This window comes from Pedobacter superstes, from assembly GCF_037622515.1.
Lineage (GTDB): Bacteria > Bacteroidota > Bacteroidia > Sphingobacteriales > Sphingobacteriaceae > Paradesertivirga > Paradesertivirga superstes.
The window spans coordinates 224,206-246,715 of record NZ_JBBJCN010000003.1; the positions used below are offsets into that span (position 1 = coordinate 224,206).

Below are 22,510 nucleotides of genomic sequence, written 5' to 3' on the forward strand. Positions count from 1 at the left end.
AGATATAAAAGGAAAGCCGCCGTCAAACCCCAAAAATATTTTTTGAATTTTCTGTGGTAATCTCAGCTACAGTTTCTACAGAAACCTCCTTGATATCCGCTATTTTTTCAGCTATATACGTAAGATAGCTGCTTTCGTTCGGTTTTCCTCTAAACGGCACGGGCGTTAAAAAAGGCGAATCCGTTTCAAGAACGATATTTTTTAATTCTAATTGTCGCACAACTTTATCAAGACCCGAATTTTTATAGGTCACTACGCCTCCGATACCAAGATAAAAACCTAATTCAATGATTAGATCGGCTTGTTCTTTGGTCCCTGTAAAGCAATGAAATATTCCTTTTAGCTTTTCATCCTTTTCAGAAAGTAATAGCTCATATACTTCACTAAAAGCATCCCGGCAATGTATAACAATGGGTAGATCTAATTCTTTTGCCCAGGCAATTTGGGCGTGAAAAGCTTCCTGTTGAATTGCCAATGTGGTTTTATCCCAATATAAATCTATCCCGATTTCTCCAATAGCATATATTTTAGTTTTGGATATGGCCTGTCTGATAATTTCAAGCTCTGCAGTAAAATCGCCCTTAACATCGCACGGATGCAAACCAAGCATCGCAAAACAATTTTCAGGATATTCGGAAACCATTTCAGAAACCATTGAAATGGATTCTGAATCAACATTGGGCAAGAAAAGACGGTTCACCTGTTTATCCAGACAACGTTGTAGTAATGCCTTCCTTTTCTCGACATCTCTTTCGTAATAAAGATGTGTGTGTGTATCGGTAAGAATCATTTTTACAAATATAAGAAAAGATGGTTTTGATCGGGCTGGTAAGGAATATGCTAAAAGATTTCTCGTTTCACTCGAAATGGGTGAATTTCAGCTTTCTTCCAGACAAAACATTTATGACAAATACTTCCCTACAATCGGCATTCTTCTACCCATGCCAAATGCTTTGGGAGAAACCCGCAAAATAGGAGGAGTTTGATAGCGCTTAAACTCGGCTTTATTTACCATCGCTATAACTTTTCTAACCAGATGTTCATCAAAACCCTGCGATATGATTTCACGGGAGCTCTTTTTCAATTCGATATACTGGAAAAGAAGTTTATCAAGTACATCATAATCAGGTAATGAATCGCTATCCTTTTGATCCGGTCGTAGTTCCGCCGAAGGAGGTTTAACAATACTATTTAACGGGATTATTTCGCGTTCTCGGTTGATAAACTGAGCCAACTCATATACCTGCGTTTTATAAACATCTCCGAGCACCGCTATGGCGCCAGCCATATCACCATATAAAGTACCATAACCAACAGCACACTCGCTTTTATTTGAGGTGTTTAACAAAATATACCCGAATTTATTTGAGAATGCCATTACAATCACTGCCCGGCAACGTGCCTGTATGTTTTCTTCCGCTACATTGAAAGGCAGGCCTTTAAACACTGGTGCAAGCATAGAATCAAAAACATCGGCGGCATCTTTAATCGCAATTACCTCATGATTACAACCCAGATTCTTTACGAGATCCAAAGCATCCTGCACAGAATGGTCCGTAGAATATTTTGATGGCATCAAAACAGCCATAACATTTTCAGGACCCAGCGCTTCTGCAGCAAGGGCACAAACAAGGGCAGAATCTATACCACCGGATAAGCCCAGTACCGCTTTACTGAATCCTGATTTATAGAAATAATCCCTGATTCCCAAGATTAAAGCATGGTGAATTTGCTCAATATCGGGAAGCGGATTATGCTCTTTCTTTTGATGTCCAATTATCTCACCCGCTTTGAATTCATAAATCCTGACATCTTCTTCAAAATAATTCAACTGATCCAGCATTTCACCCTGAACATTAAAAACCAGCGATCCGCCGTCAAAAATTATTTCGGTTTGAGAGCCTACCTGGTTTACATAGAGTAAAGGCAAATGATATTGTTTACAATTGTCGCTTAATATCTTATACCGGTTATCGTCATGATCATAAGAGAATGGCGAAGCGGCTATGTTTATCATCAAATCTGGCTTCTCCTTGATCAATTCATCCATCGGCGCAGAGATGTACAGCGGATTATCGTTAATATTCCAAAGATCCTCACAAATAGTCAAAGCTATCTTATTGCCTTTGAAGCTTATACACGAAAAGGTTAAGGATGGCTCAAAATAACGGTACTCATCAAAAACATCGTAAGTCGGCAATAATGCTTTATTAACGACACTGCTTACTCGTCCATTTTCAATAAAATACGCAGAATTAAATAAATCCTTTCCCTCTATCCTTGGGTTCTTTGTCGGAACTCCAAGAATACAGGCAATGTCTGAACAGGCCGCCGCAATCTGTTTTACAGCATCCTCACATAATTCAATAAATTCAGAAAACTCCAAAAAATCTCTCGGAGGATACCCGCAGATAGCCAGTTCCGCAAAAACCACGAGGTCGGCCCCCTTTTGCTTTGCCTCATTAATGGCTCCAATAATCTTCTTTGTATTTGATTCGAAATTACCAATGTGGTAATTTAATTGAGCTAATGCGATCTTCATTGCTGTTTATAGAAATTATTAAAAAAACACACCCAGATTTAAGGCAATAAAAGGATTACGCGAGTCATAATCCTTAAAAACTTTTGTAAATCCGTTATTAAAACTAAGGCCGGTAAGAATAGTTAAATTTTTGCCCGCATTCCATTCGGCCCCTGCTCCCATGATTAATCCCAAACGGAAAGTATTTACGTCCGATGATATTGAAATATCCTTTACCAGGATATTTGACCCAACACTTTCTGCATCCTTTTTAGCAGAAATATTAATTCCTGTACCCAGACCAAACTGACCGTAAAATCTTCCCTGATCTGTCGGATTACTTTTAAGTTTTAAAGTAAAAGGCACTTCGATAAATTGCAGCCTGTACTTATCGGCAGAAATACCAGTTCTCACAGCTTTACTATTTAATGCTGTTACCGTAAAAGCTGTTGAAAAGAAATAATTTTTTGCGAATCCGATATCTGCAAGTACACCATATGAAAATCCAGCCTTACTTCCGTCGGCCGCCAAATTATTCCCATCATTTGTGACCCAGCTTAAATTAGGTGATAAGGTAAACCCTAACTTAAAATTCTTCTCAACTTCCTGACTCTGCCCCGCGAAAGCACCAAAAAGCAAACTGGAAAGTATTACTATGTATCTCATACGCTTTATTTTTAGAGCTGTCTCTTTACCTGTTTTTGTTATTTTCGCTTTATATTTTAAAATGAATATCAAAAGCACTTTCCAAATCTACCTGTTTTTTTTAATTGGCATCTTTGTATTCGGATGCAAGAATAAAAAAGAGGTTGATGTAAGTAACATAAATCTTAGTATAAAGATTGAAAGATTTGATAAAGAGTTAAGTTCGCTCAATCCTCAAAATTTTCAGAATCAAGTCGCCACCCTGCAGAAAAAGTATGGTTTTTTTTATGAGGATTTCATGAATGGCATGCTTGGCGTAGGAAATACAGACAGCCGGGAATATTATCAAAACCTCAAAACGGTACTTTCTGCTCCCGATTACAATGCTTTAAAAAAGGAAGTCAGCGAGAAATTTCCGGATCTGAAAAAACAGGAGGAAGAATTAACTGATGCGTTTAAACACGTTAAATATTATTATCCTAATCAAACTATACCAAGAATAATTTCTTTCTTTTCCGGATTTTCTGTTCAAACGCCTATTGGCAATAACTATATTGGTATTGGGCTGGATATGTTTTTAGGATCTGATTCCAGATTCTACCCGGCGCTGAGGAGCAGTATACCAGCATACATTTCAAGACGCTTTACACCGCAGAATATTACTCCAAGGGTTATCGAAACATTCACGCGTGAAGAATTATTTCCAGAACCCGATGCAAGCACATCTTTAATGCAGAAAATAATATATAATGGTAAAATTTTATACTTTATGGATGCCATTATGCCTGAAGTTCCGGATTCGGTAAAAATCGGCTATACCAGCGAACAGCAAAAATGGGCGGAAGAATATGAAGGGGGTATTTGGGCTTATTTTCTTGAGCAAAATCTTTTATTTGAAACTGACTATTTTAAGATCCAGAAATATCTCTCTGAAGCCCCATTTACACCAGGCATCGGCGAGAAAAATGAATCTGCACCAAAGCTTGGATTATTTATTGGCTGGAAAATAGTAAAAGAATATATGAGAAAAAATCCTTCAGTTACATTACAGGATTTAATGGGTGATATGAATTTCCAAAAAATCCTGGATAAGTCTAAGTACAGGCCGGATTAATTCAGCAGGGTATCCACTTGTTTGATTGTGGTGTTACCATCCCGCCCAATACTTCCTGAATGCGCCCGACCGTTTGGCATGCCCAGCCGTCCGGGAGAGCCAGTTCGTATCTGAATGGGATTTAGTTTGCCCAAAAGAAATTACAGGCAAAAGCAGAGCAAGGAAAAAAAATAAATTTTTCATTATGCTCTAAACGCCCAAAAGCATGCTTTTGGTGCAATAAAAAAATCGCCTACAGAGCTTTTAACACCCTATAAGTCAGGAATTTATTTAAGGATGTTAGATACTGCTTTAAGGCAAAGTACAACACCTATAACCAGAATAATATTGGAAAGTAAATTTACAAATGTCCAGTCGGCCAGGAAGCGTAACACCGCGCCCAAAACAGCTACAAAAACACCCAGAGCCATTAAAGTGTAATGACTAGGATTATTAGCGTTATCGATATTTCTTTCGCTTTTATTATACGTTTCTATTGGATTCTCCATTTACAATAATTTATGCCGCGAAATTACAAATCTGATTCAATACAAAAAAGCTTTTAATCTTTTAAAACCATTTTCGATTTCAAAAGCTTTTATTTTTTAAAAAGTTATGGCAAAGTATTCGAAAAAGGCAGGCGAGAAAGTTGAAGAAGTCATGCATGAAATGAAAGAAGGGAAACTTAAAACCGGGACAGGAAAAAAAGTAACATCAAAAAAACAGGCTGTGGCAATTGGCTTATCTGAGGCACGGAAAGAAGGAGCAAAAGTCCCCAAAAAGAAGTGATTCACAATACTGTTTCACGCAAAGCTTGCAATAACATACGCAAAGAACACAAAGTTTTCGATTAAAAACATCGTCTTTCCGGCATAAATACTTGCAAGCTTTGCAATTTATCAACTTCTGGCTTTGCGCGAAATATGCGCTGAACATATAAGAGCTATTCAATTACCAACTCATCCAACTGCATATTAATATAATTCATCTCATCTGCGGATAAATGAACATCCGCTGCTTTAGCATTTTGAATAGCCTGACCAGAATTTCTTGCACCGGCCAAAGCAATAGTAATCCCAGGCTTCTCAATGGTCCACTTCAAAGCCAATTGACCCAGAGTAATTCCTTTATCATCGGCGATACGCTTTATCTTATTCAAAAACACATTAACCTGCACGAGATTATTTTGAGAAAAAAACCTTACGCCAGACCGGTGATCTCCTTCAGAAAATTCATGGCCGGGCTTAATTTTTCCTGTTAATAAACCTCTCTCCATCGGGCTATAAGCCAGAATAGATCTCTTGTTAGCAAGGCAATACGGAATCACCACTTCTTCTATTTTTCTATTGACCATGCTATAGGGCACCTGGTTAGAAACCAGCTTAACTGTTTTTTCAGCTTCTTCCATCTGGTCTGCATTATAATTACATACGCCAGCATATCTAACCTTCCCTTGTTGGATCAGCATCTCTACAGCTTCCATTGTCTCATGGATTGGAGTTGTCGGATCAGCCCAGTGAATTTGATACAAATCAATATAGTCGGTTCCCAAAAGCTTCAGACTAACTTCACATTCTTTTATCACACTTTCCTTCCCGGAAAATTTATAAATATCAATATCCTTGCCCTGGTTATTTTTACTCTTAAAATAAAATTCACCTGTCGGTGTCTCCCATTGCAATCCGTACTTTGTAAGAATTTGAATTTTATCTCTGGGCAAGCCCTTTATAGCTTCGCCAACAATTTCTTCACTTAGCCCCTGGCCGTACACAGGCGCAGTATCTATGGAAGTTACACCATTCTCATAGGCAGCTCTTATTGCATCTACTGACTCTTTACGTTCTGTACCGCCCCACATCCAACCACCCGCAGCCCAGGCACCAAAAGTTATTGTCGAAAGTTCCAAATCAGATTCTCCTAGCTTTCTATATTCCATACTTAATTTTATTGTTGAAACATGATTTCTAATAATATGTTTAGCTTATCCCTCACATAAATTGACAAACTAACACGTCTGCAGATTAAGCAAAATCAAAGGTATCGATGTAGCAAATTTAAACCTGTTTGCGTAATTAAATTATGAGCATCAGGTTTGTCATATTATTATTCATTATATTTCTGATATCCGCATGCAGCGTGAAAGAAGATCTATGTGCTGCCTATTTATGTGACGCTCCAAGGGTTCATCTCAAGATTAAATTTAAAGATTCAAACAATCAGGATCTTCTTTTCTCATTAAATGCGCCATACAGCCCGGGCGACTTGAAAGTTCGAAGCACACTTTTCAATGAAGATCTGCAATTTTGGGTTGATAGTGCAGACAAAAGCAATAAATATATTATTCTGCCTCTATCCTACTCACAGCATCTTACATTAAAACTGGGTGATAAAACAGAAGATGTTATAAAAATTGAAGCATCAGTTAAAGAAGCGGGATGTTGTGAAACAATAAAGATTCTAAGTTTAAAACTGAATCAAACAACAATTTGCACTAACTGCAACAGCATTGAACCAATTATTCTTATAAAGTAAAAGTCCCGACTATTTAAATAATCAGGACTTTCATATTGTTTATTCTTAAACTATTACCCTCCGGTCAAGGCTGCAGCTCCACTTACAATTTCCGAAAGCTCGGTAGTAATAGCTGCCTGACGTGCCTGGTTGTAAGAAAGTTTTAAAGCTTTCAACAAATCACCGGCATTTTCAGTCGCTTTATCCATCGCAGTCATACGTGCACCATGTTCAGATGCATGAGAATCTAAGATAGCTTTGTATAGTTGAGTTTTAACTGATTTAGGGATCAGCTCATTCACAATTTCCTCTTGCGAAGGCTCTAAAATATAATCAGTTTTCGAAGCGGAACTTTGGGTAGTTTGCTGAGGTCGAGGTACCGGAAGCAACTGCTCTGAAACCAGAACCTGCATTGCAGCATTTTTGAACTGGTTGTAAACTACTTCAACCCTGTCATAATGACCATTCACAAAGCCTTTCATTATTGCTTCTGAAATAACCGAGGCATTTTCGAAACTCAAAGCAGAATACAATTCATTGTTGTTTCCAACAACACTGTATTTGTTTTTCTCATAAAAATCCTGGGCTTTCTTTCCGATAGCTACAATACTGACATTCCCATTTCTTAATTGCTCAGAATACTTCTCGGCAATCAGTTGATTGGCGGTTTTAATAACATTGGCATTAAAAGCTCCGGCCAATCCACGGTTTGAAGCTACAACAACTACAAGAACCCTTACAGGCTCACGCTCCTGGATTAGCGGAGAAGTTGATTCTTCTAAACTTGCAGAAAGATTTGACAAGATATCCCGAAGCTTATTAGCATACGGACGTAACTGTATAATAGCATTGGTAGCCCTTTTTAACTTAGCAGCCGAAACCATTTTCATAGCTTTGGTAATCTGCTGGGTAGAACTTACCGATGCAATTCTATTTCTTACTTCTTTTAAATTAGCCATTCTTTTTTTAGATGTGAGATGTGAGATGCGAGACATGAGACTTTCGTCGCATGTTCTCATATCTCATATCTATTGTCTCAAATCTCTATTAGTATCTTCCTGCTAATTCCTTAGCAACTGTTTCAAGAACAGAAGTTATGCTATCATCAAACTTACCGGCTTTAAGGGCCTGTAAAACCTCCGGATTACGCACTTCCAATTGCTGAATATATTCCTTTTCGAATTCCCGTACTTTGTCTATAGGAACCTGACGCAATAAACCTTTGGTTCCGATATAAATAATAGCAACTTGTTTCTCAACCGCTACCGGAGAAAACTGGCCTTGCTTTAAGATTTCTACGTTACGCGCACCTTTATCTAATACCGACTTAGTTGCAGCATCAAGGTCTGATCCAAATTTAGAGAAAGCCTCTAACTCGCGGTATTGTGCCTGATCAAGTTTTAACGTTCCGGCAACCTTCTTCATAGACTTGATCTGAGCATTACCACCCACACGTGATACAGAAATACCTACGTTAATAGCCGGACGAACACCTGCGTTAAACAAATTAGACTCAAGGAAGATCTGACCATCAGTAATTGAGATTACGTTGGTTGGAATGTATGCGGAAACGTCACCTGCCTGTGTTTCGATAATAGGAAGGGCCGTTAATGAACCACCACCTTTAACTAAATGTCTGATTGAATCAGGCAAGTCATTCATACTCTGAGCAATCTCATCAGATGCATTGATCTTAGCAGCACGCTCTAATAAACGGCTGTGAAGATAGAATACGTCTCCAGGATATGCTTCGCGACCCGGTGGACGACGAAGTAACAAAGATACTTCACGGTAAGCAACGGCTTGTTTTGATAAATCATCATAAATGATCAAAGCAGGACGTCCTGTATCACGGAAGAATTCACCGATTGCCGCACCAGAGAAAGGAGCAAAAAACTGCATCGGTGCAGGGTCTGCTGCAGAAGCAGCAACAACTACCGTATAAGGCATTGCACCGTTTTCGTCAAGTGTACGAACAATCTGAGCTACTGTTGAACTTTTCTGTCCAATAGCAACATAGATACAGAAAACCGGCTGACCAGCTTCATAAAATTCTTTTTGATTGATAATTGTGTCGATGCAAACTGCTGTTTTACCAGTTTGACGGTCACCGATAACCAGCTCACGTTGGCCGCGACCAATCGGAATCATCGCATCGATTGCTTTGATACCAGTTTGTAATGGCTCAGTAACCGGCTGGCGATAGATTACCCCAGGAGCTTTACGCTCAATTGGCATATCATAAGTTGCACCCATGATCGGGCCCTTTCCGTCAATTGGTTGTCCAAGCGTGTTCACTACACGGCCCAGCATCCCGTCACCAACCTGTATGGAACCGATCTTATTCGTACGTTTGATTGTATCGCCTTCCTTAACCTCACTATAAGGTCCAAGCAAAACCACACCTACGTTATCTTCTTCAAGGTTCAATACAATACCTTGTAAACCGGTTTCAAATTCAACCAGCTCGCCCGATTGAACTTTGGTAAGGCCGTAAACACGAGCGATACCATCACCTACTTGCAAAACGGTACCAACTTCTTCAAGTTCGGCCTCTGATTTAAAGCCTGACAACTGCTGGCGCAATATTGCCGAAACTTCATCTGGTCTTACCTCTACCATAGTTTTATTTATGAGTTTTTATTGTAAATCTTTGTTATGTACTCTTTTGTAAATTTTGTCCTGCTTTCCGCTTCAAGCCGCTATGCGGGCTTTCCGCTTCAATCAGGTTTAGATTTCGGGGTCTGTCTCCCTTTTGTTATTGTCATGCTGAGCCTGTCGAAGAACTAAAACACCTTTTGCGAAAACTCCTTTTTCAGTTTACTCAAACTGCTTGAAATACTTGCGTCAACCTGCCTGTCTCCAACTTTCAATATAAATCCTCCAATCAGGTCAGGATCAACTCTGCTCTCTAAAACAACCTGCGCATTAGTAGCTTCAACCACTATTGAAGTTATCTTGCTTTTCTGCTCCTCAGTAAGTGGTGCAGCAGAAGTTACAAGAGCATGGAGTATTCCTTTACGTCTGTTGTATTCGTTAACAAATTCTTTGGCTGTTCCGTAAAGAATTCCGGAACGTCCTTTTGTCACAACAATCTTGAAAAAAGTCATGATAACTTTATGGAAACTGCTGCCGAATAATTGATTAAGAATTTTAATTTTCTTATCAATTCCAACTATCGGGTTACGTAAAACTGCCTGCAATTGCGAATTTTGGTGCATAACCTTAATAAACGACTCAATATCCGCTTTTATCGCTTCTAAAGAATTTTGCTCTTCAGCCAGGTCTATTAATGATTTTGCGTATCGTGATGCTACTTGTATTTCAGACATCTTTATTTATTTGTAAGTATAAAGTATATAATATCAGGTATCAAGTCTAGCTAAACTTTATACTTGACACATTGTACCCACCACTAGTTCAATTTCACTTCCGTTAGCAATTCAGAGACCAATGCTTCCTGCTTGCTTTTGTCCTGCAATTTATTACGCAAAACTTTTTCAGCAATCTGAATAGAAAGTTCAGCAACCTGTCCTTTTATTTCAGCAAGAGCCGCAGTTTTTTGTGTCTCAATTTCATGCTGAGCTTTTTCAAGCATTTTTGCGCCTTCAATTTGAGCACTGGCTTTAGCCTCTCCGATAATCTTATCTTTAAGCTCCTTAGCTTCTTTTAAAATCAAATCACGTTCTGCACGTGCCTGCTTTAATAATGATTCATTCTCGCTGGTTAAACGAGCCATTTCTTCCTTAGCTTTTTGAGCAGATTCAAGCGCATTCTCTATAGAGCGTTCACGATCTGTTATAGCAGTCAGAATAGGAGTCCAGGCAAACTTCTTTAATAAAATTAAAAGAAGTAAAAATGCGATAGTCGACCAAACAACAAAGCCAAGATGATGATTTAATATACCTTCAAATAATTCTTCCATTTTTTACAATTTCTTATCAGTCAAAAACAAGAGCCGGAAAACAACCAACCGTTAAATTTCCGGACTCTATGAGTTCTTATTGTGGGTTATTACCCAACAATGCTACTACCACACCGAACAAAGCAACACCTTCTACAAGTGCAGCTGCGATGATCATAGCAGTCTGAATTTTTGAAGCAGCCTCTGGCTGACGAGCAATACCTTCCATTGCTTTTCCACCAACCTGACCAATACCGATACCTGCACCGATAACTGCTAAACCTGCACCAATTGCAGCGATTGAACCTACCATAATTGTTTAATTTATATAGTTTTTAAAAAATGATACTAGTGATGTGCATGCTCATCAACCGCTGTTCCGATAAACAGGGCGGTAAGCATGGTAAAAATAAATGCCTGAAGAAATGCAACTAAAAGTTCCAGAACATCCATGAATAAAACGAAAGCAACAGAAACAGGAGCGATGGCCAGAGATTTGAATATAAATATCAATGAAACCAAGCTCAAAACAATGATGTGACCCGCAGAGATGTTAGCGTACAAACGAATCATCAATGCGAAAGGCTTAGAAATAACTCCGATAATCTCCACAGGGATCATGATCGGATATAACCACCATGGCACATCCGGAAGTAAGATATGTTTCCAGTAGTATTTGTTTCCGTTCAGGTTTGTTACCAGTAAAGTAATAAACGCAAGAACAAAAGTCATGAAAATATTCCCTGTAACATTGGCCCCACCAGGGAACAATGGAAATAAACCCAATAGATTATTGATCCATATAAAGAAAAACATAGTCAATAATAGCGGCATAAACTTTCCGTATTTATACCCGATATTTGGCTTGGCAATTTCATCGCGAACAAAAAGAATCACAGGCTCAATAAGAGACTGAAAGCCTTTAGGCGCCATTCCTTCGCGTTTTTTATAGGCTCTTGAAACCGAAGTAAATATCAAAACCAGTAAAATTACAGCCAGCCAGATAGCCGCCACATTCTTGGTAATTGAGAAGTCATACACATTCGAAGAACTTTCCTTGTCAATTTCGCCGGCAGCATTTACAGCATAAATCTTATCTTCGACAAGCTTATAGCTGTAATATTTACCCGCATAAACTTTTTCTCCATGATGAAACTCGGAGGAAGAGAAAAACTCAGATCCCTTATTAGTAATAAGTATAACAGGTAGCGGCAAAGAAGTGTGCCCCCAAAGGTGCCAGTAATGAGAATCTGCAATATGCTCCATGATTGCAGACGTCGGATCGAATTTCTCGTGTTCACCCTCACCTTCGGTGTGCTCAACTGCTGGAATATGAGCGTCGCTTTCAACACTTGAAGAAAATGTAGTATCTGTTAAATCACGATGCCCTGAATCTTGAGCTGTTGATACTGTCTGGAAACTAATAAAAACTAAAAAAAGTGCGAAAACAACGCTCAATCTAATTTTTTTTGAATTCAAAATGTGGGTAAACGACATTTATTACAAGTTTTTTACGTTTTATTTTGGTGGCGCAAGTTACATAACAATGCATAAACTTCAAAGGACGTAAATGAGAAATATAAAGAAAAAAATTCGATGGCAAAAAAAAGGCCGTTTACCTTGAATTTCAACAGGTAAACTACTACAAAACCCATGGAGAAAAGCAACTTAATTATTATGGCTCCCATAATAACAAAAACAGAGTTCTCCCCCCCGTTTTTTATGCCGGCCATTGATACGATATAAGCAATTATGGTGATCACTACGAGAAATCCGAAAATCACCCAAAACTTCGGAACCAGAATAACTCCTGAAGGATTATTTGCTTCGATTAACCATGCTGTCAAACCCAATACTCCAGCTATAAAAAGCAGGATTAAAATAAAGTTTCGTAAACTCAAGATTTCAGTTTTCTAATGGAACGAACAATTATATATAAGGCGATAAGAACTCCTGCCAAGCTTAAGAAAGCCGTGGCCAAAGGTGTTTTTGCCTGTCTTCTTTCGTCAATTTTATAACCGGCATAAGTAAAGGCGCCTATTACAACAAACATTTGGAAGCCCATTGCCGAGTATTGGGCATAGCTACTCAGCAATCCTTTTCCCTTTTCTACCGGCTTTTTATCCTCTTCCTCTTGCATAACAGGTTTAATTATTTGCAAAAGTACTACTTTTATGATCTTGAACACTATATCTTATCATTAGCAATTTCTAATATTAATGGGTGAAAGCAAATTTATAAGCGGGCAGATTGTTGACATTGAAAATAAAAGGATTTATCCGGGTACTATTTTTATTTTAAATGACAGAATCGAAAAAATAGAAGAAACACCAGAAGCAGAAAATCAATATATCCTGCCTGGATTTATTGATGCACATGTACATATAGAAAGCTCCATGCTTGTTCCTTCAGAATTTGCCCGCATTGCTGTAATTCACGGAACAGTTGCAACTGTTTCCGATCCTCATGAAATCGCGAATGTATGTGGCATTGATGGTGTAAAGTTTATGATTGAAAATGGAGATCAGGTTCCGTTTAAATTTTACTTTGGTGCGCCTTCATGCGTGCCTGCTACAACATTTGAAACCGCAGGAGCAGAAATCTCTGTGAAAGAAATCGAAGATCTCCTGAAATCCGACAAAATAAAGTATCTGGCAGAAATGATGAACTGGCCAGGTGTTTTATTTAAAGACCCTATGGTGTTCGAAAAAATCAATATTGCAAAAAAATACAATAAACCTGTAGATGGACACGCTCCCGGCTTAATGGGCGAAAAAGCCCAACAATATATTGCCGCCGGAATAAGTACAGATCACGAATGTTTCACCAGGGAAGAAGCTTTGGAGAAATTAAATCTGGGAATGAAAATTCTGATCCGTGAGGGCAGCGCCGCTAAAAACTTTGATGCTTTAATCAGTCTTTTAGACGATTATGAAGATCAGATCATGTTTTGCTCTGATGACAAACATCCCGACAGTCTGCTTTTGGGACACATCAATGATTTGGTAAAGAAAGCTATTGAAAAAGGCATTGATCTTTTTAAAGTACTTAAAGCTGCCTGCGTGAACCCTGTAAATCATTACAACCTTGACGTAGGCTTACTACGCAAAGGAGATTTCGCAGATTTCATAATAACTGATAATCTAACATCCTTCAAAATAAAAGAAACTTATATAAATGGGAATCTGGTTGCCACTAAAAGCAGATCCACTATCGACTCTGTTAAAGTAAGCCTGATAAATAATTTTAATTGCACGGCAATAAGTGCCTCCGATATCCGGATTAAAGCTTCAGGCAAAAATATTTTAGTAATTGAAGCACTTGATGGTCAACTTATCACAAATAAAATAAAGGCTGAGGCATTTATAACAAATGGATTTATAGAATCAAACCCGGAAAAAGATATCCTAAAGATCATTGTAAAAAACCGTTATAAAGATGTGCCACCGGCTATTGCTTTTATAAAAAATTTCGGTTTAAAAGACGGAGCCATCGCTTCTTCCATTGCCCACGACTCGCATAACATTATTGCCGTAGGCTCAAACGATGATTTTATAATTGAAGCAGTTAATCAACTAATCAGCTGTAAAGGTGGAATTTCAGCAGTTTCAACTTTCGATTCAAAGGTTTTACCTTTACCTGTCGGTGGGATCATGACTACCGCAGACGCCTATGATGTTGCTGAGTTATACACAGAATTAGACACTCTGGCCAAAAAAATGGGTTCCAATTTATCATCGCCGTTTATGACCCTATCCTTTATGGCCCTGCTGGTTATCCCGTCATTAAAGCTAAGCGATCTGGGACTTTTTGATGGTGAAACATTCGAATTTACAAAATCCGAATCTTCCTGATTAAATCTGTCAATAGTTTATCTTTGAAAGAATATTAATATAAAAACTAACATTCGCTAACCGGAAATAAAATATTTTTGCCATGAGCTTGTTAATGTATTTAAGTCAAATAAAATTCAGCCTTGAAATCTAATTTTCAGTTCCTGTCCAGTTGCGCCATTTTCGGTTCAATACTCGTCTACGCTGGTTGCATCACCCCAAAAGACTCTGTTACCAGTCGTGGAATGCAAAACCTTACTGCACGCTATAATATCATCTATAATGCAAACTTATTATTAGAGGAGAGCTCAGGAAGTATAGAAAAAGCGCATATCGACAATTATGATCAGCTGTTAACCATTTATAAGGAGCCGTCAGAGGCCATATCTGCAGCAGAAGCTACGAATCTTGATTCTATAATTAAAAAGGCAAACTCAATAATTAATGAAAAGCTTCATAGCAATTATGTTGACGACGCCTATCTGTTAGTAGCCAAAGCAAATTATTTAAAATCCAACTTTTTTAACGCTACAGAATATTTTAGTTACCTCTACAACAACTATCCTTTAGAAAAAGATGTAAGGCAAGAATCACTTGTTTGGAAGGTCAGAGCTCTTTTACAATTAGAAAACATAGCAGAGGCCTCGAATACAATAGATACCGCTTTAAAATACATTGAAACCTCGAAAAAAAACATCGCAGATGTCTATGCAAGTTATGCCCAGCTTCTAATTACTACTAACAAAGAGTCTCAGGCAATAGCCGTTTTACAAAAGGCAATAGATGCTGGCACCTCCAAACACAACATAATCAGATGGAAATATATTCTTGCCCAGTTGCAGGTTGAAAATAAGCTATATGAAGATGCCTACAAAAACTTCTCGGCCGTTGTTAAAAGCAATGCATCATTTGAAATGGCATTTAATGCAAATCTTAACCGCATAAGAATTGAAGAGGAACAAAGCGGAGCATCTTCCGACAGGATCACCCGCTTGAAATCTCTGTTAAAGGATGACAAAAACAAGGATTTTATAGACCAGATTTATTATCATATAGGCAATATCTATCATGAGCAAAACCTTGAAAATGATGCCATTAACAATTATAATATCTCAGTAAAAAAGAGCACCTCAAACCTCGACCAAAAAGGAATTACATATTTAAAACTTGCCGACATTTATTTTAATAAAGCTGATTACATCAAGGCAAAAGCATATTATGATAGTACCCTAAGTACATTATCCCCAAAATACCCGGGCTATGATTTAATAAAAAAGAAAGGCAGCAATCTCGAATTGCTAGCCTCCCGCTACCGCACTATCGCAAGGGAAGACACTTTGCAAACTTTGGCAAAATTGCCTGAAGAACAAAGAGAAGAACGAATTGGTGAACTTGTAAGACAACAAACAGAACGTGCTCTTTCACAAGTAAACCATCAGGAAGCAGTGAATAACTTAACTGCAGGCATTGATGTCCCTGCTTTATCCAAACCCACAGAAGGAAAGTTCTATTTTAATAATTCTACAGCTCTTAGTCAGGGACTTTCTGACTTTAAACGTAAATGGGGTAACAGACGTCTTGAAGACAATTGGAGGCGGGTCTCTAAAACTGCTGCAGAAACAACAATAAGTATGTCTGCCGATCCGGATGCAACTATAGGAGCATCATTGCCAGCAAGCACAACAGCCTTAAGTGCAGAAACAATCCGAGACAGCTATTTAAAAAATCTGCCTTTAACAGAACCTTTACTGCAGCAATCCAATCAAAAAATTGCAGAAGCATACTATGATATCGCTAATTTTTATAAAGATGAGCTGAAAGATGAAGAGATCGCAATCAGAACATTTGAAGAATTATTAGGACGTGCACCTGAAAGCTCCTACAATTTACCGGTATATTATAATCTATACAGATTGTATCAACCCAGCAACTCTGAAAAATCCACAGCTTATAAAAATTTAATACTTTCAAAGTTCCCTGATTCGCCATTTGCCAAAGTAATTCAGGACCCGAATTATTCCCGGGAAGCGGATGAGAAAGTAATGGCTTTAAATAAAGCGTATAACGAGGTGTTTAACCTTTATACAGAAAGAAAATATACTTCTGTTTTATCGGCAATTCAACAAATAGATCAAATTTATGGGCCAAATAAGCTATCTCCGCAGTTAGCTTACCTAAATGCATTAGCTACAGGCCACCTTCAAAAGCTCCCTCCGTTTGAAAATGAACTTATACAGCTGGCAGCCAATTATCCTTCAGATGAATTAATCACACCATTGGTAAAACAGCATTTACAATTCATAGAAACTAACAGAGCCCAGGTGGCTTCCAGAACAACTGCTCTTTTAGATTATGATCCGACCATGCCGTTTTTTGTTGAAGAACCGGTTCCTGCTCTTGTACCGGCAGCAGCACCAGCACCATTAACCAGTTCTGCGCAGCCTCAAAACGCTTTAGTTTCAAAAACAGATAACTCAGTCCTTCCAGGACAGCAACCGGCAAAAACAGATGGTATAACTTCACCAGTAATTTCGCAACCACAACCTTTAATTGAAGTGCCTGAAACCACCTCAACGGTTGAATCGCCTGCTATTAAGGCTAAAGACAGCCCTTTTAACTTACCTGGTGCCGCAGAATACTATTTTGTAATTAATGTTACAGATATCCGTTATAACTTAAGCTCCTCCCGGTTTGGTGTTGGCCAGTTTAACAGATCCAAATATTCGGGTTCTTCCTTAAAACATCAGCTCCAAGAGGCCAACAATGAAAATCAGTTAATTTATGTAGGTGTTTTTCAGACTTTTGAGGACGTAAAGGCCTATGAAAGGGCGATTGTACCTCTTCTTAGCGACATTATGAAGGTTCCTGCTGAACAATATACTACCTTCGTGATCACAAAAGAAGGCCTTGAAAAATTACAAAGCAGGGCAGTTATCAATTCATACACTGAATTTTACAAGAACAGTAATTAAAATATGCAAAAAAAGACTACCGGTTTAACAAAACATGAAGTAAACCGTTATACCGTTACTTTTTGGAAAATTGTTATCGGATGTATCTCTTTTGGGATCATACTTCTCTTTAGTATAGGTTTGGGAATTTTTGGTGCACTGCCAACATTTAAGGACCTTGAAAACCCTAAAAGCAATCAATCTTCTGATATTATATCCGATGACGGTATCGTTATTGGCAGCTATTTCGCTCAAAACCGCTCTACAGTAAGATATGACGAGATTTCTCCGAATGTTATCAATGCGCTGATAGCCACTGAAGATATTCGCTTTTATAATCACTCCGGAATTGATTTCAAACGAACCTTTACCATTCTATTTTATAATTTGATAGGAAAGCAACAGGGTGCTAGTACCATAACGCAGCAACTGGCATTAAATCTGTTTTCAGAAGAAGGCCGTTCCAAGGTATTCCTGAAAAGGGTTGTGCAAAAACTACAGGAATGGATAACTGCAATTAAGCTTGAGAGACAATATACCAAGGAAGAAATTATCACCATGTATCTTAACACGGTGAATTTTGCATATAACAGTTATGGCATTAAATCCGCTGCCCGCACATTTTTTAATACCACTCCAGACAAACTAAGTCCCGAACAAGCGGCTGTTGTTGTAGGAATGTTAAAGGGCCCCTCTTTGTATAATCCGGTGCGCAATCCTGAACGCTCTCTGGCAAGAAGGAACACGGTTTTGACCAACATGTATAAAGCAGGTTATCTAACTGCAGCAGATACCGAAGAACTTCAACAAAAACCCTTGGTTCTTAAGTTTAATCCGGCCGATCATAATGTTGGCTTAGCGCCTTACTTCAGGGCTGTTCTTAAAAAGGATATTCAAAAGATCTTTGAAGTTCAAAATATCAGAAAAGCCGATGACACTCCATACGATTTAGACCGCGATGGATTAAAAATTTATACTACTATAAACTCGCATATGCAGCGTTATGCTGAAGAAGCACAAAGAGAGTATATCGCGCAGTTACAAAGACAGTTTAACAGATCATGGAAAGGCCGGGATCCGTTTAAATTTCAGGAAGCTGAACATTTGCTTGAACAAGGCATAAAAAGATCAGACAGATATCAGCAACTAAAAGAAGACGGCCTTACAGAAGGGGATATATTAAAGAACTTCAGGACAAAGACCAAAATGACAGTTTATAGCTGGAAAGGTGAAATTGATACCATGATGACACCTCTTGATTCTGTCAAGTATTACAAGCTCTTACTTAGAAATGCCATGATGTCTATGGAGCCGAGCGGACCAAATGCCGGTTACGTACGGGCATGGGTAGGCGGAATTAATTTCGAACACTTTAAGTACGACCAGGTAAAAATGGGGTCACGTCAGGTTGGTTCTACGGCTAAGCCCTTTACCTATGCTGTTGCAATTAATGAAGGCTACTCTCCCTGCTACCAGGTCCTGAATGAGCCTGTTACGATTGATAACTGGACACCACGGGCTCATTCTCCCCGTCCCGGTGCCTTAACTCTAAAAACCGCGCTGGCCCATTCAGAAAACTTTGTCACCGCTTATATGATGAAGCAAGTTGGCGCAACCGCTGTTTCAACGCTGACTAAAAAGATGGGAATCACCACAGATGTCCCTGCCTACCCGTCAATTTGCCTGGGAACCTTTGATGCAAGCTTATACGATATGGTTGGAGCATATTCAACCTTTGTAAACCAGGGTGTGTGGACAGAACCAATTTATCTTTTGCGTATAGAGGATAAAAACGGCAATATTCTATATGAAAATAAGCCGCAGGTACGGGAAGTTTTAAATCCACAGGTTGCTTATGTAATGGTAGATATGCTAAAAGGTGTAGTTCAGAATGGAACTGGCGTCAGATTACGTTACAAATATAATCTGAATAACCCTATTGGAGGTAAAACAGGAACTACGCAAAATAATTCTGATGGCTGGTTTGTGGGCATCACACCGCAGCTGGTTACAGGTGTGTGGACCGGGGCCGAAGACCGTGCAATTCATTTTAGTTCTACTGATCAGGGCGAAGGAGCAAATTCAGCCTTACCCGTTTTTGCTTTATACATGAAGAAAGTATATGCAGATCCCAAGTTAAAATATACCAAAGGTGATTTTGAAACTCCTCCGGGTGGTGTAAGCACAGTTTTAAATTGTGATGCATATGCACCGAAAGTAACTGATTCCAGCACTGTTCAGCCTGCTACTACAGTGGCACCTTTATCGACGGTGATAAAAAAATAGACATTTTTGAGGTCGTGGAAGTATGGATAAATTTGATCATCGGGAAGCTCTGCGTAAAATTCCACCTAAGCCCGGCGTATACCAGTATTGGGATATATCAGGTGACTTAATCTATATTGGTAAGGCAAAAAATTTAAAAAACAGGGTTAGTTCCTACTTCAATAAGGATAACTATCGCATAAATGCTAAAACCAGAGTGCTGGTTAGTAAGATTGCTAACATTACTTTTACCCTTGTAGATACTGAGATTGATGCTTGGCTTTTAGAAAATAGCCTGATCAAAAAGCACCAGCCAAGATATAATGTAATGCTCAAAGATGACAAAACCTACCCATGGATTGTCATTAAGAATGAGCGCTTTCCCCGTATTTACTGGACACGTAACATGGTAAAGGATGGCTCGAAATATTTAGGGCCATATGCATCCGTAAGCATGATGCATACGATTCTTGACCTGGTAAAAGAACTCTATCCTCTACGCACCTGCAACCTTCCCCTAAGTACTGACAACATCGCTGCTGGGAAATTTAAGGTTTGTCTCGAATATCAGATAGGCAATTGCAAGGGGCCATGTCAGGCTTATCAGGATGAAGAAGATTATAACAAAAGCATAGAAGATATTAAAGATATTCTGTGCGGGAAAACAGGCGTAGTTATACGAAAGCTCAAGTCGCAGTTAGAAGAGGCCATTGCGGAACTTAACTTTGAGGAAGCCCACCGGTTAAAGAAGCAATTTGATCTCCTGGAAAAATATCAAAGTAAATCAACCATAGTAAACTCTTCTATTTCGGATGTGGATGTTTTCAATATAGCAACGGATGAAAAGCATGCCTTTGTAAATTATTTAAAAGTGATGAATGGCACGGTTATTCAAACGCAAACCCTTGAAATTAAAAAGAAGCTGGATGAAACGGATGAGGAACTGTTAACTATTGCTATTTCAGAATTCAGAACAAGATTTGAAAGCACCTCAAAAGAGATTATTATTCCGTTTGACCTTGAGATAGATGATCCAAAATTAAAATTCACGGTTCCAAAGCTGGGAGAGAAGAAAAAACTGCTTGATCTATCCCAAAAAAACGTTGCCTTTTTTAAGCGTGAAAAACTCGATCAGTACGAAAAGCTTAACCCGGAAATCAGAACAGAGCGTTTATTAACGCAAATGATGAAAGATCTCCGGCTGAACCAGCTTCCGCGGCACATTGAATGCTTCGATAACTCAAACTTCCAGGGGAAATACCCGGTGTCTGCAATTGTCGTATTCAGAGATGCAAAACCCTGCAAAAAAGATTACAGGCATTTTAATGTTAAAACAGTAGAAGGGCCGAACGATTTCGCGACAATGGAAGAAGCGGTTTTTCGTCGTTACCGCCGAATGCTGGAAGAAGGAACTCCGCTCCCGCAATTGGTAGTAATTGATGGTGGCAAAGGTCAGTTAAGCTCAGCGATTAAAAGTCTGAAGCAGTTAGGCATCGAAAATCAGCTAACGATAATAGGTATCGCGAAACGCCTCGAAGAAATTTTTTATCCCGGTGATCAGTATCCTATGTACCTTGATAAAAAGTCAGAAACGCTAAAAATCATTCAGCAGTTACGCGATGAAGCACACCGTTTTGGAATCACTTTCCATCGAAATAAACGCGATAAAGGAACATTAGTTACGGAACTAGAACGTATACCCGGAATTGGGAAAACAAGTTCGCAAAAGCTCCTGACATACTTTAAATCGGTAAAGAATATAAGGGAAGCAACAGAAGAAGAATTAAGCAAAGTAGTAAACACCAAACAGGCAGCAGCACTGCTATCTTATTTTGATATTAATAAAAAATCCCCTGCTGAATTTTAGCAGGGGATATTTTTATGTCCGGATCCTGAAATAAATTCAGTATCACACCATTCTAATATGACCACAAATCGTGTTCGTAATCAATCATTTCTTTCTTAATTCTTTCAGATTCATACAGCTTATCTATGCCCTGCGCGTAATCTTTAATACGCAGATCATCAGGATTTGAAACTTTCACAATATAGCTTTCGAAGAGCCGCTTCATAAACATATCGTCGTAACTTAGGCCGGTTGCATCATTTGCACGACTCATTACTTCTTTTGTTACAAAAGTATGTCTTGCTTCTGGGAAATAAATCCAGAAAGCGGGCTGCTCTCCTAAATCCTGCCCTGCTGCTTTAATTTTAACCATTGGAGCTATACCGATAATCCGCGGTTCGTAGATTGAACGTTGCTTATCAAAAATCCAGTCTTCTTTAATCTGGAATTTAACAATACTATCAGGGTTGAATTCACCAGCAACCATAGAACCATTACCAACAGGATCGCCGTTTGCATCAAATTGTTGTACCAAAACACTATCCGCAAATTTCCCCTTAGCTTCTTCAGGTTTAAGAACTGTAGAAAATTCATTTATAGATGGATCCCCACCAACGGGATGAGCATATGCAGTCATTTCACCTGTTGCCACGGCCTCCATAATTACATCAATAAGCCTTGCTTTGGGAGAAGAAAAAATACGGTTCATTTTCTCCCGAAGATCCATCTCTCTGTAAACACGCTTCTGAAACATAACATCAGCTTCACGAAGGTTTGCATAAGGTGTAACCTTTGCATTTAAAAGATTGTCTTTTTTATAATGGCCATCTAATGGCTTCTCTTTTTGAACCGGTGTGGTTGAATTGCCCAAATTTGGTTGTTGTGCAAAAAGGCTTGCAGTACATAAAAAGGAAACAGCCAGCAAAAACATCTTTTTCATA

21 protein-coding genes are annotated in these 22,510 nt (G+C 38.7%); 7 read left to right on the forward strand and 14 right to left on the reverse strand.

All coding sequences use genetic code 11. From position 1 onward, the window contains the following. Positions 1–22: 22 nt before the first annotated feature. The 3 genes from WG906_RS09810 to WG906_RS09820 form a co-directional block, all read right to left on the reverse strand. Positions 23–790 (reverse strand): TatD family hydrolase, encoded by a 768-nt coding sequence (locus WG906_RS09810; protein WP_339992412.1) that lies wholly within the window; start codon positions 788–790, stop codon positions 23–25. 111 nt (positions 791–901) lie between these two features. Next, on the reverse strand, positions 902–2,542 hold the full coding sequence (locus WG906_RS09815; protein WP_339992413.1) for an NAD+ synthase: 1,641 nt from the start codon (positions 2,540–2,542) through the stop codon (positions 902–904). An 18-nt stretch (positions 2,543–2,560) separates the two neighbouring features. Beyond that, positions 2,561–3,187: a porin family protein gene (locus WG906_RS09820; RefSeq protein WP_339992414.1), complete on the reverse strand. Its 627-nt coding sequence runs from the start codon at positions 3,185–3,187 to the stop codon at positions 2,561–2,563. 61 nt (positions 3,188–3,248) lie between these two features. Here WG906_RS09820 and gldB point away from each other — a divergent pair, with 61 nt between their 5' ends. Continuing rightward, positions 3,249–4,280, forward strand: a complete 1,032-nt coding sequence (gldB, locus tag WG906_RS09825) for a gliding motility lipoprotein GldB (protein WP_339992415.1) — start codon at positions 3,249–3,251, stop codon at positions 4,278–4,280. Positions 4,281–4,546: 266 nt separating this feature from the next. Here the strand turns inward: gldB and WG906_RS09830 are convergent, their stop codons facing one another. Next, a complete protein-coding gene (locus WG906_RS09830) occupies positions 4,547–4,768 on the reverse strand; it encodes a hypothetical protein (protein ID WP_339992416.1) in 222 nt (73 codons plus the stop codon). A 106-nt stretch (positions 4,769–4,874) separates the two neighbouring features. Here WG906_RS09830 and WG906_RS09835 point away from each other — a divergent pair, with 106 nt between their 5' ends. Continuing rightward, a complete protein-coding gene (locus WG906_RS09835; RefSeq protein ID WP_339992417.1) occupies positions 4,875–5,048 on the forward strand; it encodes a DUF6496 domain-containing protein in 174 nt (57 codons plus the stop codon). A gap of 154 nt (positions 5,049–5,202) precedes the next feature. On the opposite strand, the gene WG906_RS09840 is transcribed toward WG906_RS09835, so the two are convergent. Then, the gene (locus WG906_RS09840; RefSeq protein WP_339992418.1) at positions 5,203–6,195 is read right to left on the reverse strand and encodes an aldo/keto reductase; all 993 of its coding nucleotides are present in this window, start codon (positions 6,193–6,195) and stop codon (positions 5,203–5,205) included. A 143-nt stretch (positions 6,196–6,338) separates the two neighbouring features. Here WG906_RS09840 and WG906_RS09845 point away from each other — a divergent pair, with 143 nt between their 5' ends. Next, positions 6,339–6,791 (forward strand): hypothetical protein, encoded by a 453-nt coding sequence (locus WG906_RS09845; protein ID WP_339992419.1) that lies wholly within the window; start codon positions 6,339–6,341, stop codon positions 6,789–6,791. Positions 6,792–6,844: 53 nt separating this feature from the next. On the opposite strand, the gene atpG is transcribed toward WG906_RS09845, so the two are convergent. The 8 genes from atpG to WG906_RS09885 form a co-directional block, all read right to left on the reverse strand. Next, on the reverse strand, positions 6,845–7,729 hold the full coding sequence (gene atpG / locus WG906_RS09850; RefSeq protein WP_339992420.1) for an ATP synthase F1 subunit gamma: 885 nt from the start codon (positions 7,727–7,729) through the stop codon (positions 6,845–6,847). A gap of 88 nt (positions 7,730–7,817) precedes the next feature. Then, positions 7,818–9,392 carry a F0F1 ATP synthase subunit alpha gene (gene atpA, locus WG906_RS09855; protein WP_339992421.1) on the reverse strand — a complete coding sequence of 525 codons (1,575 nt, stop codon included), beginning with the start codon at positions 9,390–9,392 and terminating at the stop codon, positions 7,818–7,820. Positions 9,393–9,556: 164 nt separating this feature from the next. Beyond that, positions 9,557–10,102 carry an ATP synthase F1 subunit delta gene (gene atpH, locus WG906_RS09860; protein WP_339992422.1) on the reverse strand — a complete coding sequence of 182 codons (546 nt, stop codon included), beginning with the start codon at positions 10,100–10,102 and terminating at the stop codon, positions 9,557–9,559. An 83-nt stretch (positions 10,103–10,185) separates the two neighbouring features. After that, positions 10,186–10,695 carry a F0F1 ATP synthase subunit B gene (locus tag WG906_RS09865; RefSeq protein WP_339992423.1) on the reverse strand — a complete coding sequence of 170 codons (510 nt, stop codon included), beginning with the start codon at positions 10,693–10,695 and terminating at the stop codon, positions 10,186–10,188. Positions 10,696–10,771: 76 nt separating this feature from the next. After that, positions 10,772–10,987, reverse strand: a complete 216-nt coding sequence (gene atpE / locus WG906_RS09870; RefSeq protein WP_106292165.1) for an ATP synthase F0 subunit C — start codon at positions 10,985–10,987, stop codon at positions 10,772–10,774. A 35-nt stretch (positions 10,988–11,022) separates the two neighbouring features. Then, positions 11,023–12,132: a F0F1 ATP synthase subunit A gene (gene atpB / locus WG906_RS09875; RefSeq protein ID WP_339992424.1), complete on the reverse strand. Its 1,110-nt coding sequence runs from the start codon at positions 12,130–12,132 to the stop codon at positions 11,023–11,025. Between the two features lie 53 nt (positions 12,133–12,185). Then, on the reverse strand, positions 12,186–12,575 hold the full coding sequence (locus WG906_RS09880) for a hypothetical protein (RefSeq protein WP_339992425.1): 390 nt from the start codon (positions 12,573–12,575) through the stop codon (positions 12,186–12,188). Beyond that, the gene (locus WG906_RS09885; protein ID WP_339992426.1) at positions 12,572–12,814 is read right to left on the reverse strand and encodes an AtpZ/AtpI family protein; all 243 of its coding nucleotides are present in this window, start codon (positions 12,812–12,814) and stop codon (positions 12,572–12,574) included. The genes WG906_RS09880 and WG906_RS09885 overlap by 4 nt, the downstream gene beginning before the upstream one ends. A 79-nt stretch (positions 12,815–12,893) precedes the next feature. On the opposite strand from WG906_RS09885, the gene ade reads away from it, so the two are divergent. The 4 genes from ade to uvrC all read left to right on the forward strand — a co-directional run bounded on the left by ade (position 12,894) and on the right by uvrC (position 21,590). Next, positions 12,894–14,528, forward strand: coding sequence for an adenine deaminase (gene ade / locus WG906_RS09890; RefSeq protein WP_339992427.1), 1,635 nt, complete (start codon positions 12,894–12,896; stop codon positions 14,526–14,528). Positions 14,529–14,650: 122 nt separating this feature from the next. After that, positions 14,651–17,479 carry a type IX secretion system periplasmic lipoprotein PorW/SprE gene (porW, locus tag WG906_RS09895; protein WP_339992428.1) on the forward strand — a complete coding sequence of 943 codons (2,829 nt, stop codon included), beginning with the start codon at positions 14,651–14,653 and terminating at the stop codon, positions 17,477–17,479. Between the two features lie 3 nt (positions 17,480–17,482). Then, positions 17,483–19,744: a transglycosylase domain-containing protein gene (locus WG906_RS09900; RefSeq protein WP_339992429.1), complete on the forward strand. Its 2,262-nt coding sequence runs from the start codon at positions 17,483–17,485 to the stop codon at positions 19,742–19,744. A 22-nt stretch (positions 19,745–19,766) separates the two neighbouring features. After that, positions 19,767–21,590 (forward strand): excinuclease ABC subunit UvrC, encoded by a 1,824-nt coding sequence (uvrC, locus tag WG906_RS09905; protein WP_339992430.1) that lies wholly within the window; start codon positions 19,767–19,769, stop codon positions 21,588–21,590. A gap of 52 nt (positions 21,591–21,642) precedes the next feature. On the opposite strand, the gene porN is transcribed toward uvrC, so the two are convergent. Further along, positions 21,643–22,509, reverse strand: a complete 867-nt coding sequence (porN, locus tag WG906_RS09910) for a type IX secretion system ring subunit PorN/GldN (protein ID WP_339992431.1) — start codon at positions 22,507–22,509, stop codon at positions 21,643–21,645. Between the last annotated feature and the right edge of the window lies 1 nt (position 22,510).